This window comes from Lachnoclostridium edouardi, from assembly GCF_900240245.1.
GTDB lineage: Bacteria > Bacillota > Clostridia > Lachnospirales > Lachnospiraceae > Lachnoclostridium_A > Lachnoclostridium_A edouardi.
Genome location: NZ_OESQ01000001.1, coordinates 1,211,364 through 1,229,724 on the forward strand (window position 1 = coordinate 1,211,364; position 18,361 = coordinate 1,229,724).

15 protein-coding genes are annotated in these 18,361 nt (G+C 41.9%); 3 read left to right on the forward strand and 12 right to left on the reverse strand.

Annotation, left to right across the window (positions count from 1 at the left end):
- Positions 1-61: 61 nt before the first annotated feature.
- The 5 genes from C1A07_RS05655 to C1A07_RS05675 form a co-directional block, all read right to left on the reverse strand.
- Positions 62-1,426, reverse strand: coding sequence for an NCS1 family transporter (locus tag C1A07_RS05655; protein ID WP_101878059.1), 1,365 nt, complete (start codon positions 1,424-1,426; stop codon positions 62-64).
- Between the two features lie 47 nt (positions 1,427-1,473).
- The gene (gene allB, locus C1A07_RS05660) at positions 1,474-2,877 is read right to left on the reverse strand and encodes an allantoinase AllB (RefSeq protein ID WP_101876248.1); all 1,404 of its coding nucleotides are present in this window, start codon (positions 2,875-2,877) and stop codon (positions 1,474-1,476) included.
- Positions 2,878-3,029: 152 nt separating this feature from the next.
- Positions 3,030-4,388 (reverse strand): NCS1 family transporter, encoded by a 1,359-nt coding sequence (locus tag C1A07_RS05665; protein WP_101876249.1) that lies wholly within the window; start codon positions 4,386-4,388, stop codon positions 3,030-3,032.
- A gap of 29 nt (positions 4,389-4,417) precedes the next feature.
- Positions 4,418-5,773: an allantoinase AllB gene (allB, locus tag C1A07_RS05670; protein WP_101876250.1), complete on the reverse strand. Its 1,356-nt coding sequence runs from the start codon at positions 5,771-5,773 to the stop codon at positions 4,418-4,420.
- A 432-nt stretch (positions 5,774-6,205) separates the two neighbouring features.
- Complete coding sequence (locus tag C1A07_RS05675; protein ID WP_101876251.1) at positions 6,206-6,991, reverse strand: IclR family transcriptional regulator; 786 nt, start codon at positions 6,989-6,991, stop codon at positions 6,206-6,208.
- A gap of 275 nt (positions 6,992-7,266) precedes the next feature.
- Here C1A07_RS05675 and C1A07_RS05680 point away from each other — a divergent pair, with 275 nt between their 5' ends.
- Positions 7,267-8,946, forward strand: coding sequence for a thiamine pyrophosphate-binding protein (locus tag C1A07_RS05680; protein WP_101876252.1), 1,680 nt, complete (start codon positions 7,267-7,269; stop codon positions 8,944-8,946).
- A gap of 209 nt (positions 8,947-9,155) precedes the next feature.
- Complete coding sequence (locus C1A07_RS05685) at positions 9,156-10,562, forward strand: amidophosphoribosyltransferase (RefSeq protein ID WP_101876253.1); 1,407 nt, start codon at positions 9,156-9,158, stop codon at positions 10,560-10,562.
- A gap of 155 nt (positions 10,563-10,717) precedes the next feature.
- On the opposite strand, the gene C1A07_RS05690 is transcribed toward C1A07_RS05685, so the two are convergent.
- The 7 genes from C1A07_RS05690 to C1A07_RS05720 all read right to left on the reverse strand — a co-directional run bounded on the left by C1A07_RS05690 (position 10,718) and on the right by C1A07_RS05720 (position 17,593).
- Positions 10,718-11,233: a PepSY domain-containing protein gene (locus C1A07_RS05690; protein ID WP_180952188.1), complete on the reverse strand. Its 516-nt coding sequence runs from the start codon at positions 11,231-11,233 to the stop codon at positions 10,718-10,720.
- Between the two features lie 209 nt (positions 11,234-11,442).
- Positions 11,443-12,891, reverse strand: a complete 1,449-nt coding sequence (locus tag C1A07_RS05695; RefSeq protein ID WP_101876255.1) for a 4Fe-4S dicluster domain-containing protein — start codon at positions 12,889-12,891, stop codon at positions 11,443-11,445.
- A gap of 20 nt (positions 12,892-12,911) precedes the next feature.
- Positions 12,912-14,093, reverse strand: coding sequence for a SpoIIE family protein phosphatase (locus C1A07_RS05700; protein ID WP_101876256.1), 1,182 nt, complete (start codon positions 14,091-14,093; stop codon positions 12,912-12,914).
- Positions 14,093-15,823: a [Fe-Fe] hydrogenase large subunit C-terminal domain-containing protein gene (locus tag C1A07_RS05705; RefSeq protein ID WP_101876257.1), complete on the reverse strand. Its 1,731-nt coding sequence runs from the start codon at positions 15,821-15,823 to the stop codon at positions 14,093-14,095. Before C1A07_RS05705 ends, C1A07_RS05700 begins: the two co-directional genes overlap by 1 nt.
- A gap of 2 nt (positions 15,824-15,825) precedes the next feature.
- Entirely contained in the window at positions 15,826-16,068 is a 243-nt protein-coding gene (locus tag C1A07_RS05710; protein WP_101876258.1) for a (2Fe-2S) ferredoxin domain-containing protein, read from the reverse strand.
- Positions 16,069-16,243: 175 nt separating this feature from the next.
- Positions 16,244-17,128, reverse strand: a complete 885-nt coding sequence (locus C1A07_RS05715) for an N-acetylmuramoyl-L-alanine amidase family protein (RefSeq protein WP_101876259.1) — start codon at positions 17,126-17,128, stop codon at positions 16,244-16,246.
- A gap of 102 nt (positions 17,129-17,230) precedes the next feature.
- Positions 17,231-17,593: a VOC family protein gene (locus tag C1A07_RS05720; protein WP_101876260.1), complete on the reverse strand. Its 363-nt coding sequence runs from the start codon at positions 17,591-17,593 to the stop codon at positions 17,231-17,233.
- A 357-nt stretch (positions 17,594-17,950) separates the two neighbouring features.
- On the opposite strand from C1A07_RS05720, the gene C1A07_RS05725 reads away from it, so the two are divergent.
- Complete coding sequence (locus C1A07_RS05725) at positions 17,951-18,316, forward strand: ACT domain-containing protein (protein WP_101876261.1); 366 nt, start codon at positions 17,951-17,953, stop codon at positions 18,314-18,316.
- Positions 18,317-18,361: the final 45 nt, after the last annotated feature.

Genomic DNA, 18,361 nt, shown 5'->3' on the forward strand with positions numbered 1-18,361 from the left:
GTCAATGCAGCGGGGATTTAAATAAAATTTATATGCATTTTATACAAATTTTACTTTTTATTTACTTTTCCAGAATTGTGCCTTTTCTGAAACGCTCACATGACGGCATACTCTTCATACAGAAGTAGAAAATAAGTCCTGTAGGAATTGTTGCTGTAAAGAAGGAAATATCAATATTAATAAATCCGATTACCGCGCCTACTGCAATAGCAATAATAGCCGCCCAGTTTACGCCTGCATGATTTCCCTTGTCATCATATAAATCGTCTAAAGCTTCTTTTGTATAATTTCTCTTGTGAAGAATAAAGTAATCTGTAATCAGTACTGCAAAAATAGGTCCAAAGAATGCTGTGTAAACCTTTACGAATACGTCCAGACCTGCTGCAGAGCTATCGTTTGTCAGAACCCACGGGCATGTAGCAACAGCCAGAATACCAACTAAAATAACAGCTACCTTATGTTTCATCTTAAATGCATCCATAAATGCATATGCAGGAGGAATTACATTACTTGCCAGGTTTGTAGATAACTGTGCAAAAAGGATAAATCCTAAAGTTACAATAAGAACCAGCTTGTTGTCTACCATTTCGGCAAAAGCGTTAATTGGGTTTGCAATGCCAGTAGCTGTAGAAGCCATAGCTCCAATAATACCAAGCATTACAGTAGCAGGTACCATAGCCAGGAAATAAGAAACGCCGCGGGCTCCTGATGAGTAACCGGACTTCATTTCTCTGGAGTAGTCTCCTGCATTCAGCATAACCGTAGTACTGTTTCCAAAGAACGCAATCACTGCAGCAATAAACGGCATTCCCCATGTGCCTTCTTTGTTCATCAGCTTATCGCCGATTACGTCGCCGTACTGGCTTACGCAGATATACAGCAAATAAATCATAGCTAAAACAATAACAACGCCGCCGATATTTCCTACCCATTTTGCTCCCTGGAAGCCTTTAATGGACAGAAGAATCTGAAGTACCTGGAACAGGATAAAGAATAATACTATGTTGTCATATCCAAATAATGCTTTAGAAATATTGTTAATTGCAGCTCCGCCTAACCATGTCTGGAAGCCGTACCAAACAATACCGGGCAATCCACGAATCATAACAGGGACAATACTTCCCTTTGTACCAAAGGCGCTCTTTAACTGAACAGCATATGGAGCTCCTGTTTTGTAGCTGAACTGGTCGTTTGCCGCAATACCAATAACAAGGATAACAGATCCGATTGTTACAGCCAGGAATAACTGAAGCAGGTTCAGACCTTTTTCCAGCTGTGCAGAGCCCATTGTCAGCGTTCCAATAGAAATACATCCGCCAAGCCATAACATTGTATTGGAGCCCCAGCCCATAATACGGTCTTTTGGCTGAATCGGAGCTAAGGAGCTGGCTTCTTTCTTAACTTCGTTATTTTTAACTTCGCTCATAATTTTTCCCCATTTCTCTGTTTCTATATTTAATATCCCCAAACCTCTTATTTTACAGGTGTAATATACTGGCCGTAGCCTACTGCCTCGTCTTTATACATTCCGTCGGCGGCAACTACCTTGCCTCTGATAATGGTGCAGACAGGTGAACCCTTTCCTTCCTGTCCGTCAAAGCAGGATACATGTCCCTTTGTAAATAATTTTTCCTGCTCACATTTCCATGCTTTCTCAGGGTCCAGAATTACAATATCTCCATCAAAGCCAAGCTCAAATGCGCCTTTACGTCCATATAAGCCAAATACTTTTGCAGGATTATAGTCCATAACCTTTGCAATTAATGTTGGGCTTAATCCCTTTTTATGTACAACCATATCAAACATCATTGGCAGGAAGAACTGGATAGCGTTAAGGCCTCCCCATGCGTGCCAGATGTCCTTTGTAGCATTGTCCTTCTCCTCGTCTGCTGCCGGTGAATGGTCGCTTCCTACGCAGGATAAGGTTCCGTCCAGAACATAATCCCACAATTTTTCCATATCCTCTTTTGTTCTCATTGGAGGCGTACATTTTGCCGGAGCGCCTTTTTCAAATACAAAATCTTCTGTATATCCAAGATAATGAGGACATGTTTCAGCTGTAATAGGCAGTCCTTCGTGGATGGCGTCTTTTACAACCTGAGCTACCATTGGGTGACTTACATGACAAATGTGAACGCGTCCCCCAGTGGCTCTTGCCATGTCGATTACGTTTTTAGTTGCCACATACTCTGTCCATACATCATGGGAATCCAGGAAATCACGAATCTTTTCCTCATTTGTTCTTCCCTCTTTTGCTTTGGCATCTCTTTCTCTTTCCAAAACCTGACCAAACTCTTCACAGTGGAAGCCGCACAGCGCGTTATATGGCTTGAGAATTTCTAAAGCCTTGCGCACATGTCCCATATTTACTGTTGGGAACAGGTCGCCGTTTGGACATGTAAATCCCTTAAATGCCGCTACTCCTGCATTGTGCAGATCTACAAGGTCGTTCATATTGTTCTTTACAGAACCTGGCTGATCGTCATAATCTCCTACAATGCCTCCCCAAAGTGCAAAGTCTACCAGAGAATGTTTGCTGATCAGGCCCATTTTCATATCAAAAATTTCTTTGTTCATCAAAGAAGGATCATTATTTAAAGGCATATCAATCAGTGTAGTGCAGCCTGCCACAACAGCAGCCCGGGAACCTGTCTCAAAATCTTCACGATACTCAAATCCCGGCTCATTTAAATGGGCGTGGCAGTCAATAATGCCTGGAAATACATAATTTCCCTTAGCATCGATTACCTCTTTTGCCTCCACCTCTGTGCCTGGAGCCAGAAACGCTGCGTATTTGCCGTCTGTAATAGCCACGTCAGCTTCGTAAATCCGGTCAGGAGTGACAAGTTTGCCATTCTTAATCACTAAATCATACATAACCTTTTCCTCCTAAAAATTTTTTTGTTTTTTTATTTCACTCGTTCCGCAAGAAAATATACTCCGAAACGCGGCTGCATCAGCAGCTTTTCCTGTGAATCAGAAAACGCCTGGCTGGCTGACCAGCCAGGCGTTCTTTGCTTTTCATTCATTTACTCGAAGATAGTTCCTCTTCTGAAAGGCTCTGCACTCTTTAAAGCTTTCATCAGCACATAGTAAGCTGCTGCTGTCGGAATTAAAGATACATACCAGGAGATTGTTACAAAGAACAGAGATACAATAGCGCCGATAGCAATAGCCAAAACTGCCGCCCAGTTGATTCCCTTGAAATCTCCTTCTGTGTTATACAGCATATTCAGATCCAATTTTCTTCTTCTCAGGAAGTAGTAATCTGTTACCATAACTGCGAAGATCGGGCCTAAGAATGCAGAGTAAATCTGTGTAAACAGTGCAAGGCCTGCAGCAGAATCCTCGGAAACTAATACCCAAGGACAGCAGCATACGGACAGAATGCCTACTAAAACTGCAGATTTCTTGTAGGAAAGTTTAAATGTATCCATTAAAACGTATACAGGAGGTACAATGTTGTTTAACACGTTTGTTGTAACCTGAGCAAATGCGATAAATAACAGAGTTACAACTGTAAGCAGCTGGCTGTCCAGTGTAGTGGAGAATACCTGCACTGGATCGTTGTTTCCTGTAGCGCCTGAAACCATAAGTCCAATAAGGCCCATGAAAAGTGTTGCAGGAAGAATTGCCACTGCATAGATTGTACCAGTCATAGCTGGTTTAATATCATGTTTCAGCTCTCTTGCATAGTCGGAGCCGTTAATAATCATTGTAGAGTAGATACCTAAGAATGCTGTTGTACCTGCCCAGAAAGGAAGCCCCCATGTTCCTTCAATACCAGAAATCTTCTCGCCGATTTCTACGCCGAATTTTGTCTTAACAACATAGAACATATATGCCAGTGTTGCCAGGATGAAAATACAGCTAATGTTTTCCAGCCACTTAATTCCGTGGAAGCCTTTAATAGAAAGAGCAACCTGTAAAATAATAAATAAACCAAACACAACAGGAAGCGAGTCAATGCCAAACAGTGTTTTTAAACAGCTGTTAATAGCGCCTGCGCCTACCCAGCTCTGGAATCCGAACCACACAATAGCAGGAATGGCACGAAGCATACCTGGAATCTTAACGCCGGTTACACCAAAGCTGCTGCGCAGCTGAATGGTATATGGAATACCATATTTATGACCACAGTTACCAATTAACACAAGAGCAACAGCAATAACCAAACAGCCGATTACCATAGCCAGAATAGCCTGGGTCATATTCAGAACACCAATCAAGCTGGCTCCCATAGAAAAAGTTCCGATAGATACACAACCGCCAAGAAAAGCTGCTGTATAAGAAACCTTATCCATGATTCTTTCTTTTGTAGGCAGAAGCTCAGGTCTTACATTCTGAGCAATGCTGGAGTTAACTTCCTTATTTTCCACGATTCCCATACCTAAAATCCTCCATAAATAATGTAGTCTTATTTAATTTTTTTAACTAACTCCCCATAGCCTTTCTCGCCAACCAGTTTGCAGTCTTCAGCAACAACCTGGCCTCTGACCATGGTACATACAGGAAGTCCTTTTCCCTTCATTCCCACAAATGCAGAAATTTTATTTACATAATATAAGGACTCTGGAGTGATTTCCCATTCCTTATCAGGATCTAAAATTACAAGGTCAGCGTCAAATCCAACCTTAATAGCTCCCTTCTTTCCATAAATGCCAAATACCTTTGCAGGGCCTTCGCTTAATGCTCTTGCAAGCAGTGTCGGGTCATATCCCCTCTTATCAACGCCTTCACTGTAAACAACCTGCATAATATTCTGGATTCCGCTGATTCCTCCCCAAACATCAAATACATTGTCTGGATCATTCTTCTCATAATCAGCACATGGAGAGTGGTCGCTTCCCACGCAGGAAAGAACTCCTGCGTCTACATACTCCCACATTTCCTCTACAGCGTCTGCTGTTCTTAAAGGAGGAGCACATTTGCAGATCGGTCCTTTTTCAATTACATCATCTTCTGTCAGGCTCAGATAATGGCTGCATGTTTCAGCAGTAACATCAATCCCCTCCGCCTGAGCTTCTGCAATTGCCAAAGCTACGTCCGGATGGCTTACATGACAAATATGTACCTTACATCCTGTGTCTCTGGCCAGATCAATAATTGCCTTTGTGGCAATTAACTCAGATACAACTGGTCTGGAATCCAGGAAATCTCTCCATGTATTTCTGCCTTCTTTTTTCGCTCTGGCCTCTTCCCACTTAATAATGGAGAAATCTTCGCAGTGGAATCCGGCTCTTCCGCCAAACTTTTTAATAATTTCCATTGCCTCTCTTGCCTGTCCGTAGGATAAGGAAACATAGTCAGGAGAAACTGGTCCGATAAATGATTTAAATGCTACACAGCCTTTCTCATCCAGCTCAGCCAGCTTATCAAAATTATAATCTACTAATCCGCCCCAGAAGCAATAGTCTACATAAGCGTTTGGAGATACAATTTCTTCTTTTTTGTCCATAATAGCGCCGTCTGTCATAGCAGGCTCATTCTGCAGAGGCATGTCTACGATTGTTGTACAGCCGCCTACTCCAGCTGCCGCTGTTCCATGTTCATAATCCTCTCTCCAGTTATATCCCGGATCATTTAAATGAGCATGGCTGTCAATAGCGCCTGGGAAAACATATTTCCCTGCTGCGTCAATCACCTTTGCTGCTTCTGGTTCCTCTCCCCATGAGGCAACCGCTGCAACTTTTCCGTCCTTAACTAACACGTTTGCATTAAGAACATCTTCAGAAGTAACTACCTTTCCGTTTTTAATTAAAACGTCATACATTTTGATACCCCTCTCTTTTCTTAGAATTGGTAATCTTGGTACTTTGCCGCCTTGTGATAAATTGTTATTTTCCTCACTTATCAGCTTGATCGCATTATACCATAAAAATGCGGTCGGCCGCAAGACCACAATGGAATTTTCGTATATTATAACGGTTTTATAGAGAAATTTTTGTGCATATTGCAGAAATATTTTTTAACACAATTTTTACATCTTTTTACCTCCTGGACAATTTTAATAAATGGCGGTTATACATATATATAGGAAGATACTGCCATTTTTTGACTTTTTACAGCGCAAAATATAACACAAAATGCCGCTGTAAAAGCTGTACTGTGGAATTGTTTTATCCCCAAATACTGCTTGTTTACAGCGGCACCTTATTTCTTCATTTTTCTATATTTATTTCACTTTATTTCGTACAGACTTTTCTCAGCCTTCATATCCTAATTTTCTGGAGGCCTCCAAAGCAATTTTTTTCAGATAATCAATATTATCCGGATTAATAATCTCATCCATTCTAAAAGAGGGGCCTGTTACGCTGATACCTGCCACCACCTTGCCTGTAAAATCGCGGATCGGCAGAGAGATACATCTGGCCCCAATTTCACATTCCTCATTATCAAATGCATAATCCAGCCTGCGCACAGCCTCCAACTCCTGCAGCAGCAGCTGTTTTGTCACTATAGTATAATCAGTAAACTTAGGCAGCCCTTTTTTCTCAATCATTTTATCTATAAAGCCTTCGCTGTGATTTAAAAGCAGCAGCTTTCCTACGCCTGTACAGTGGAGAGGGGCTTGATTTCCTATGCGCTGCATAGTCTTTATCATCTGGTCCGGGCCAGGCACTACTTCAATATATACTACATTCATATCCTGCTCTACCGCCAGGCAGACCGACTCTTTTAACGCTCCGGCAATTTCTCTGACATATGGACGAAGCACGTCCCTTAATTCAATATTTGAGCTGACTTTATTTGCAATAAAGCAGATCTTGTATGTCAAATAATATTTTAATGTCTCCCTTTCCTGATCTACATAACCACATCCCTGTAATGTAGAAAGGAATCTGATAACGGTGCTGGAGTTCATATCCAGGTCGTTGGCAATATCCTGAAGGCGCTGAGGCCCCTGTTTAGTGGAAAGATATTCAATAATTGCAAATGCTTTTTCTACAGATTGATTCTTCTTTGATGCCTTCTCTTTCAGCTCTTCCATATTTATTTCACATCCTAAACTTCAATTTCATATAATGAATTTACTTTTTCTTATTATATCATCTGTATATCTTTTTTTCAATGTAGTTTTTCATTTCTCTAATATCTGGTTCATTCGTGGTTTTGTTACAAATATCACAAAACCCAAAACTATTTTTCAACAAAATTGTAAAAAGGCTTGCAGTTTCCAGGAAGATGTGCTAAACTGTAATCACAGATGTGAAATTGGTTTTCACTATGTGAAATCCAGTATTTTAAAGAAAGGACGAGATTATTATGAATTTATCACAGGCAATTGTAGAAATTTGTAAAAAAGAAGGCATTAAAGATGCTTTCGGTATCCCAGGCGCAGGCTGTAATGCATTCTACGATGCATTAAAAGATGCAAAAGACGAGATTCATCACATTACTATGCGTCACGAAGAGTGCTGTGTACACGCAGCTGACGGCTATTATAGAGCAAGCGGAAGAATGGCTTTAGCTATTTGTACTTCCGGCCCAGGTGCAACAAACTTCACAACCGGTATCTATACAGCTAACATTGACAGCATCCCGCTGATCGCTATTACAGGACAGGCAGTAAGAGCTCAGTTAGGCAAGGACGCTTTCCAGTGCGTAGATATGGTTGATATTGCAAGACCAGTTGCTAAGCACGTTGTTTGCTTAACAGATCCTAAGACAGCTGTTGACGAAGTTATCAAGGCTTTCAAGCTGGCTAAGAGCGGCAAACCAGGCCCTGTACTTATCGACTTCCCTCTGGATATGCAGAAGGTAGAAGTTGATTTTGATCCAGACTCCTATGAGCCAGTAAAGGTTGAGAATCCAAAGGCATCCCCAGCAGCTATTAAAGCAGCTATGGATATGCTTCTGGCAGCTGAGAAGCCTGTTATCTTAATGGGCGGCGGCGTTATCTTAGCTAAGGCTGAGAAAGAGCTGGTTGAGTTCGCTGAGATTATGAACATTCCTGTAGTTATTACATACATGGCTAAGGGCGGCATCGCTTCCAACCATCCACTGTATGCAGGTATGCCAGGTATCCAGTGCGGTAACCCAGTTGGTAATAAAGTATTCTCTGAGTCTGACGTTGTTCTGGCTATCGGTAACAGATTTACTGACAGACATACAGGCGCTATCAACGTTTATACAGAAGGCAAGAAGTTCATCCATATTAACGTTGAGAGAAGCGAAGTTGGCAAGATCTTTAACCCAGATCTGGGCATCGTTGCTGATGCTAAAGACGCTATTGATCAGTTACTGGCCGCTGCTAAGGCTCTTGGACAGCAGAAGGGCGCTGACAGAGTTGCAGGTATTCCAGCTCTCCGCGCAGAACTGGCTAGAAAAGTTGACCACGACTGTGTTCCGATTAACCCACACAGAGTATTTGGCGAGATCAACAAATGCTTTGATGATGATACAATGTACACAACAGGCTGTGGTATTACACAGATCTGGTCCGGTCAGTTACAGGAAATCAACAAACCACGTAAATATATGCCATCCGGCGGCGCTGGCTGCTTAGGCTGGGATATTCCAGGCGCTATCGGCGCTATGGTTGCTACAGGCTGCAAAGATAAATGTGTATGCTTAATGGGTGACTTCGGTTTCACATTCCATGTACAGGAAATCGCTACAGCTGCTACAGCAGGCGTTCCGCTGATCGTTTGTATCGTAAACAACGCTTACTTAGGTCTGATCAGACAGAACCAGAAGTTTGCTTATGACTATGAGTACGGCGTAGCTATGCCAGAAAACCAGGGAATCATGGACTATGTAAAAGTAGCTGAAGGATTCAACTGCGAGGCAGAGCGTGTATTCAAACCAGAAGATATTGCCGGTGCTTTTGAAAGAGCAAAAGCTTCTAAGAAACCTTACGTTATTGATATTGTTTGCGAGCCACAGGCACACTGCTCTATGGGTAATGATATCCTTCATGTAAGAGAATTCAACGCAGAATAATCTATTATAAATTTCAGGCGGCTGATGATTCAGCTGCCTGTTTTTATTTCTCAAAAAAATTTTACCAAAAGTTTTGATGTTTTATAAGTATTTATAATATATTTTTTCTATTGTTATATACTACTAATATGTGGTAGTATTAGGTAGTATTAAGATATGTTTTATTATGAAACTGATCATTAAAATTACTACACAAAGGAGCAAACATTATGGGCGGATTCTTTGGCGTTGCCTCAAAATCCAGTTGTTCTCTGGATTTATTCTTTGGTGTTGACTATCATTCCCATCTGGGGACAAAACGGGGCGGTATGGCCGTATATGGTCCCGGCGGTTTTCACCGTTCTATTCACAATATTGAAAATTCTCCATTCCGAACGAAATTTGAACACGACTTAGACGAGCTGGAAGGCAATTTAGGCATTGGATGTATTTCTGACAGCGATCCTCAGCCTTTATTAATTCAGTCTCATCTGGGCAGCTATGCCATCACTACTGTAGGTAAGATTAACAATCAGGAATCTCTTGTTCGGGAAGCATATGAAAATGGACATATTCATTTTATGGAAATGAGCGGCGGAAAAATTAATTCTTCTGAGCTGGTAGCTGCAATGATCAACCAACGCTCCAGTCTGGTAGAAGGTCTTCTCTACGCCCAGGAAAAAATTGAAGGGTCCATGACCATACTTCTCCTTACTCCTGAGGGAATATATGCTTCCAGGGACAGACTTGGCCGCACCCCTGTTATTATAGGAAAAAAGGAGGGGGCTTACTGCGCTGCCTTTGAAAGCTTTGCGTACTTAAATTTAGGTTATACAGACCATTCTGAGCTGGGCCCCGGAGAAATTGCACTTATTACCCCTGAAAGCGTAGAATGTCTCAGCAAGCCTGGGCAGGAAATGAAAATCTGCACATTTTTGTGGACATATTATGGCTATCCTACATCTACTTATGAAGGCGTGAACGTGGAGCAGATGAGGTACAACTGCGGCAAAATGCTGGCCCAGAGAGATAATGTGGCAGCTGACAGCGTGGCGGGAGTTCCTGATTCCGGTATCGCCCATGCTATCGGCTATTCCACAGAATCCGGCATTCCATTTACACGTCCCTTTATTAAATATACTCCTACCTGGCCTCGTTCCTTTATGCCTCAGAACCAGAAGCAAAGGAATCTGATTGCTAAAATGAAATTAATTCCTGTGGACGGCCTGATCCGCAATAAAAAGCTTCTTTTAATTGACGACTCTATTGTCCGGGGAACGCAGCTGGGGGAAACCACAGATTTCCTTTATCAAAGCGGCGCCAAGGAGGTACATGTGCGTCCTGCATGTCCGCCTTTGCTTCACGCCTGCCCGTACCTGAATTTTTCCCGCTCTACTTCTAATCTGGACTTGATTACCCGCAGAATTATTAAGGACCGGGAGGGCGACAATGTTTCTTCTGAACTTTTAGATGACTACGCAAATCCAGATAGTCAGAATTATAAAGAAATGGTAGAGGAGATCAGGAAAAAACTGAACTTTACTACTTTAGCCTTCCACCGCTTAGACGACTTAAAAGAATCTGTAGGGATTTCTCCGTGCAAGCTGTGTACTCACTGCTGGAACGGCAAGGGATAAATATAAATAAAATAAAGAGAGAGCTGTAAAACAAGCTGATTTTAAATATTAGCCGCCGTCTTTACAACTCTCTCTCTTTTTTCATATTCATTTTTTAATAGTTTGCCGTTTTTTCGCAAGCATTACTATTTTAAATTTGGGGGATTCATCACTGATCAGTGGTCAACAGCCAGTTCTCTAAGGAGAATGTTGCCATCCTCCGGCTGTATCTCATACATGCCGCTGCCGCTGTCTGTATTGAATCTTACTTTGTACACCTTTTCTCCTCTGCTAGAATCCAAGTTTACTTCCAGGCTTTCAGCCCCCTCTACTTCTCCCAGGACAATCTCTTTCGCCTCATCCTCGCTTAGAGCAACGCTCTTACTGCCTCTGCCTCTTTCAAGCCAGCTTTTGTACTCTCTCAGCGCTCCATCTTCAGCTGACAGCCTCAGCCTGTAATATTCAGTCAGCTCCGGACAGTAATAAACAACCTCATAATTCTGACCTTTACTTTCTGCATACTGGAACTGGCTGTCCTCCGGTATGTACTGCAAAGCTTCTTCTTTTGCTTCTTCTTTTGTAATCGTACCTGTTTCACTGTAGGGGCCTGCATAATATACACCAGCATAAGACACTATGCTGCCTGTGAACAATGCAGCCGTAACACTCAATACTAATATAATCTTTTTCACGATTTCTCTCCCAATGTATAAAACAATCTGAGGCGCCGGCCGCTGCCGCCGTCTCTGTTTTTTATTTCACTCGTTCCTCGTTTCATAAAACTACGGGAACCCCAAACTTCTCTATCGCGAACTTTGGGTAGCAAATAGTTTCGCGCTTTGGCACTCAACTATTTTTTATTATATCACATCAGGCCGAAAAAGTCACTTTGTTTTCTCTGCTATCTGTGCATGGAAAATTTGTCCATAGGATAATTTTTCAGATTTTCATGTACCTCTCTGCCGTCGGCAGCCGCAATAAGAGTATCTCTGTCCTTTTTAAATTCCATTTCTGTTTTGTGTCTGCTTGGGCCGCCTACGCAGCCTCCTGTGCACACCATGCCTTCAATGAAATCCGCAGGAAGCTTTCCTACCTTTAAAAGCAGCAGCGCCTTCTTACATTCAGCTCCTCCGCTGCATTTCATAACATTAATATCTGTATTTTCTCCCATTTCCTTGAGACACTGAATGACAGCTCCGGCTACGCCGCCGCCGTTTCCAAACCGTTTTCCAAATACAGATCCGTCCTGCTCTGTATTCTCCGCCGGCTCCAGTTCTATTCCCTTGGCCCGCATCATAGCTCTGACTTCTCCGATAGTTAAAACATAATCTGCATTTCCAGTAATATTTAAATCCAGGCTTTCGCTTTTCTTTGCAGTACAAGGACCGATAAATACAGTGATGGCCTCAGGGTCCTCAGCTTTAATCATACGCGATACTCCGCACATAGGAGATACTGTGGTGGACATGTGATCTAACAGCATTGGATAATACTGTTTAATCATGTTTACAAAAGCCGGGCAGCATGAGGTTGTCATCTTTTTGCCTTCCTTGTAAGCTTTAGCCCACTCTTCTGCTTCCGCTGCCGCTGTCATATCGCCGCCTAACGCCACCTCTATCATGTCAGAAAAACCTGTTTTTTTCAAAGCATTTTTCCAGCTGGCTGTTGTAATATTGCTGCCAAACTGTCCTTCTACAGCAGGGGCCACCATGGCTACCACCTTTTTGCCTGCTTTAATCAGGCGGATAATATCCACCATAAATGTTTTAGAGCCAATGGCTCCAAAAGGACAGCTGTGGATACAGGCTCCGCATTGAATACATTTTTTCTCATCAATTACGCAAACTCCATATTCGTCATATGTAATAGCGTCCACCGGACATACCTTTTTACAAGGTCTTTCTAAGTGGGCAATAGCGTTATATGGACAGGCCTGAGCGCATTTTCCGCATTCCTTACATTTATTAGGGTCAATGTGAGCTCTTGTTTCATTCATGGAAATAGCCCCGAAATGACAGGAATTCTGACAGGCTTTTCCCATACATTTCCGGCAGTTGTCTGTAACTACATAGGAGGCAATGGGACATTCTTCACATGCTGCATTGATTACCTGTACTACGTTTCTGGAATCCATGCCCTTTGGGCATTTTCCCTCTGCCAGGCGAACTCTTTGACGGATAATCTCTCTTTCCTTATAAATACAGCAGCGGAATTGGGCCTGAGGGCCTGGAATTATTTTATAGGGTATATCTGATTTTTTTTCTTCCAATTCACCTTCCCATGCCAGCTTCGCCACTTCATATAATACATCGTGTTTGATGCGCAGCACTGTTGCATCATTTGTTACCATGATAATCCTCCTTGTTCTGGTTAATAATATGTTACTGTTACTGTTTTACCCATTTCTTCTATTGTGTGCTTTAATTGCTCCACCAAATTCTGCCTGATTCCCAGATCAAATGGCAGGCCAGGATTCTGGTAAGCGCTGTTAATAGCCTTTCCCACGTACAGATGAAGCTCTGTACAATCCTCAATCAGCATTTTTGCTACCATGGACGCCCCGTTAGGCTTATCCAGCTCCAGAAAGAAGTCCTCAGAAACTGTTTCGTTTTTCACATATCTTTTTAACAGCTGTATTACTCTATTTAAGGTCAGAACTCCCTCTGTCACCAGCTCAATGCCATCCATATAAGCCATTGGCGGAATTTCCGGGTCTACATAATTTAATGACACGTCCAGACGCTTATCTAAAACTCTGGACACAATTGTAGCGCTGGTGCCTCCGCAGACAATCCGCTTTGTGCCTCCCTCTCCCGCCATAAAATCTGACACCATTAGCTTATCGTCCTCAGGATTTTTAGCAGGCCCGGTCATCAGATGCACCGGCTTGCTGTCAATGATTCTCATGGCGGCTACTGTAGTGTCGTCTCCTGGACGGCACATATAAAGATCGTCGCAGGCCTGGCAGATCGCTGTGGCTAAACGCATAGCGGAAATAGTCAGACGGTACTGCTTCACTGCGTACTGGGCAATTTCCTCCCAGGTCCATCCAAAGTTTAAAAGCTGTCCTACCCCGGCGTGAATTGTGCCGTCGCTCATCAGAATTAAGGCGTCCCCTTTTTGCACTTTAAAGCGGAATTCATTAATCTTTTTATCGCGAATAACACGAATGTTCTGAGGAATCCGCACCAGCTCTCCATTTCTGATAAAAATACAGCTGGGGTTGTCAAATTCTATTAAATAAGCGTCCCCATTGTGAAATACCTGCAGGATGCTGAAGGTGGAGTAAGCTACTTTTCGCACCTGGCAAATAGGCAGGGTTTCCACAATGGTTTCCACACATTCTTCCAAAGTGGCTCCATTTAAAAACATGGTTCCCAGAATTTTAGAGGTAAGGGTGGAAAGAATATTAGCCTTAACTCCGCTTCCCATACCGTCCGCTAAAATCAGGATATTAGAATCTTCTGTTTTCAGTATTTCTACTTTATCGCCGCACAGCACCTCTGTAAACTTATTTAAGCTTTTATAAGCTACGTCAACTGTAATTCCCATTATTTGACCTCGCTTTCGCTTCCTTCATCCAGCAGTGACTTACAAAGCTTAGTCAGGGTTGTTTTCGTCTCCGCTGTAGTTTCTCCCAACAATCCTGCAATTTCCTGGGCAACCATCATCTGCTTGTGAATTACCTTCTGAGCCAGATCAATGGTCTCCAGCTTCTTCTCGTAGTCCTCCCGCTCCTGCTCCTCTTCTTTTGTAATATCAATAAATGTGGCCAGAACTACATTTTCTTTGGCTATGTATACAATATTTTGAAGAGTTGACAGCTGATACTCTGGATATGTTACCTTTTTTCCGTGAATGTTTTGGTGATTGTCAAACACCCATTGGAAATCTTCCGGGTCAATAAATTCATATAAATACATTTGAAGGGCTTCCTGCCGCGTTTTTCCGAAATATTTTTCTCCTACTGCGGAATACTCCAAAATCTTCATCTCTGGGTCTACAATTAATACTACATTAGGGGATGTTTCCATTACCAAATTGGCAAAGGATTCTGCTTTTTCATGCATAAATGGAATGCACATATTCAGCTCTGCTTTTTTCTGGAATACAGCGACCGCTTTGTCCCTGCATGTAGGATATCCGCAGGCGCCGCAGTTTAACTCATCCTCCGGTTTGTTTTTTCCTGTCATGTGAAGAATACTTTGAATTTCCTCTTCTGTAGGCTTCTGCTCTTTGGGAGAATGGTCCTCAAAGATTTTCTTAAAGGAAATTCCACTCATAGCTTCTTCTAAGTCGGAGTGGCCTGCCGGCTCTCTTTCAATGGTTTCCTCCATATCCAGCTTTACCCGGAACCTGGAAATGGTTTCGTCATTTACTGTAGGCCCTTTAATACAGCCTCCTGAACACATATTCATTTCTATAAAGCAGCCTTTAATTTCGCCTCTCTGCATACTTTTACACAGATCTATACAGTTGCTGCTGCCATGTACGTAAAACTTTCTGTATCCGTCCCCTCTGTCCTCTGTAGCCAGCACGGAATTTACCACCCCGTTTGTCACAGGGTACAAACGGTTTACTTTAGGGTCCAGCTGTTTAAACGGAATATCCTCGCATTCCTCCACCACAATATCTTCTTGATTCAGCCATTTTTGAATATCATTAAAGTTTAAAACTGCATCAATAGCCCCTTCGTCTCTAAAGTCCATAGACTCCTGCTTTTTAGCAATACAGGGCCCTAAAAATACCACCTTTGCCTCCGGCATCTCCTTTTTTATCAGACGGCCGTGAGCTACCATAGGGGATACTACTGGAGCCATATAAGGAATCAGCTCCGGATAATAAATCTCAATCAAACTGTTTACACTTGGACAGCAGGTAGTAATAATATTTTCCATGTCTCCCTTATCCAGCAGCTTTACATATTCTGCCGTTACAACAGCAGCTCCCTCTGAGGTTTCTCTAACCTGGTCAAAGCCCAGCTTTTTCAGCGCACTGTTAATCTGTCCCGGAGTTTTATACTTCATCAGGCCGCGGTAGGAAGGCGCAATAGATACCACCACCTTCTCCCCTCTTTTAATAAATCCCTTTACAATCTCTAAATCGCTTACAAGGGTTTTGGCTGACTGAGGACAAATCTGGAGACAGTGGCCGCACAGAATACACTTGTCAGGCATAATTTCTGCTCTCTCATCTTTTATCATAATCGCCTTAACGTCACAATAGCGAACACATTTATAGCAATGTTTACATTTTGTGGCCTTAAAGTCAATAATCCCCATTTTTATATCCTCCCCAGTATTTCCTTGTTAAAAAACTCCTCTGTTTCTTCTGGTTTTACAGAAAACAGCTGTTCCTCCACTGTAAGACAGACTCCATCCTTTACACAATTTCCGCTGCAGAACGCCCCGTTTAAATCTACTTTTTCCCCTAATCCATTAGATGTTACCAGCTCCTGAAGCTTTGCAATCACGTCCCTTGACCCCTTTAAATGACAGGCGCTTCCAATACAAATAGTTACTCTCATTTTTAATACCTCCGCCTCTATATGTAAAAACCGATAGTTATTTTTATTATCTCATATTGTGATATTTTTATCAATTACTTTTTCGCAAATTATCCATAAAACAGCGGCAAACCGGCCTTCCTTATAAAAATCCTGGAAGCCGGTCTGCCGCATCTTTTTATCTCATTATTTATTTCTATTTTAAGGCTCCTTTTTCATCTGTCTGAAGGCAAATGCTTCCTTCAAACATACTGCCGTCCTCTGTTACCCGATACAGCTCATCCTTCCATACAACCCACTGGTCCTTTGCCATTGTTCCGTCTGGGTTTAAATAGTACCATTTATCGTCCGAAGCTGTTTTCCAGGTATTAGAAACCATCATTCCTGCACCGTCAAACCAATACCAGTTATCTCCGTCTTTATACCAGTCGTTGATTACATAATTTCCCGTATCTCCTAAATAAAAACGCCATCCGCCGTCCTCTTCATACCAGCCTGACTTATTTGGCTGCTGACCAATATTATAGTAAAGAGCTATGGTATCTGCCTCCGCCTTTGCCAGGCGGTCTAAATTCTCGTCATTTAACATCCACTGAGCAATTCTTTTATTTGTGTGGAAGGAATGCTCTAAAATAAGCCCCGGAGTTCCTACTGCAGCAGCTCCTCTTAACACTCCGTAATAATCTCCGTTCTGTCCTCTTCTGTGCTCAATTCTGGCAGCCTGGTTTGTCTCCATTACTACCTCTGCACACTGCGCCAGGGCCATGCTGATTCCGTCTGCACTGCCGTTAATTTCACAGTAAGCTACCGGATAATCTATTTTGTTGTTTACTTCAGCGCCAACTGCATTAGAGTGGTCTGAAATAAATAAATCGCATCCTTTAGAGGCGGCTCCTCTGTCATATAGGCTTCGGTCCTTTTCCTGGTTTTCTCTTGTAGTGATTACTGCAATTCCATATGCTTCTAAATATTTTTTCTGAAGCAGATGAAGCTTCCACATAACTTCCGACTCATAGTAACGGCTGTCTGCAGGACTTCTGTTATATTTACCGTAATGACCGGCATCTAAACAAATTTTCATAGAATTCACCTTGTCCTTTTTTATTATCATATGCACAAAAAGGACAAAGTGCTACTGGCATGTCCAAGGTTTGCAAAACCTGTGGGTAAAAGCCTGCCTGCCTTACATAGGCGTCCCCACCTCTATTAGATTTCCGTCCAGATCATAAAAGCGAATTACCTTCTGTCCCCAGCTGTGGGTTATAAGCCTGTTTACATATTTCACAGAAGGGTATAATCTCTCCAATTTTTCAGCAAAGGCCTCTATATTATGTTCTTCAAAATACAGCTCGCAGGAATTACTTTCCGGAACAACATTTTTTTCCAGAAACTTTTTCCAGATTTTCTCCTCCTGAAGCACAAGACCTTCCGTTAAAATCATATTGCCATCATTGTCCAGCACCATATCAAGGCCAAACAGATCATGGTAAAACTGTCTGGATTTCTCTATGTCCTTAACAACAATCAGAATGTTTTTTAGTTTCATTAATTTACATCTCCAATCCAATATTTTTTCCATGTTTTCAGCTGTCAATCGTACACAAATTTCAAAATACGAAAACAGTTTTTCATTCTCCCACTTCCTGTAAAACTTCCCCATTTTCTATCATAATTTTATTATACAGAAGAAGCTTTCAAAATACAATGAAGCTTATGTATAATGTAACGTCATAGGCAGCCTTAAAAATAGTTTTGGAATTCAAGGAAAAATTAGAGAAATTTATAGATGTATGCTATAATTTTAGGGGATGCTCAGAAGAAGATATACAAAATGGCTATACAGCGGAAAGCTATTTGGAAATAATTTCAGAAAAGATATATGAATTTGCAAAGGAGAACTAACATGGAAATAAAAATAATTGAACATGACTTCTCAGTCTGTAAAGTTGCAGACTATTCTTTCGTTGATTTGGAAAAAGAATATTGCTTTATCGGCAAAACAGATGAGGAAAGTTCATTAGTATGCATTACGAAAGCTGTTCCGCCTAATACAATAGAACGTGACGACGGGTGGAAAGCCTTTAGAATACAGGGAGTTTTGGATTTTTCCTTAATAGGCGTATTATCTCAAATATCAACCCTACTGGCAGAAAACAAAATTGGTATTTTTGCTATCTCAACCTTTAATACAGATTATATTTTGACCAAGCAGGATAATTATGATAAAGCAATTGATGTTTTGATTAAAGCAGGATATTGTATAGTTTAACTACACAACTTCCAGTTTTTCGGCGAGATAAAACAAGAGAGGAGC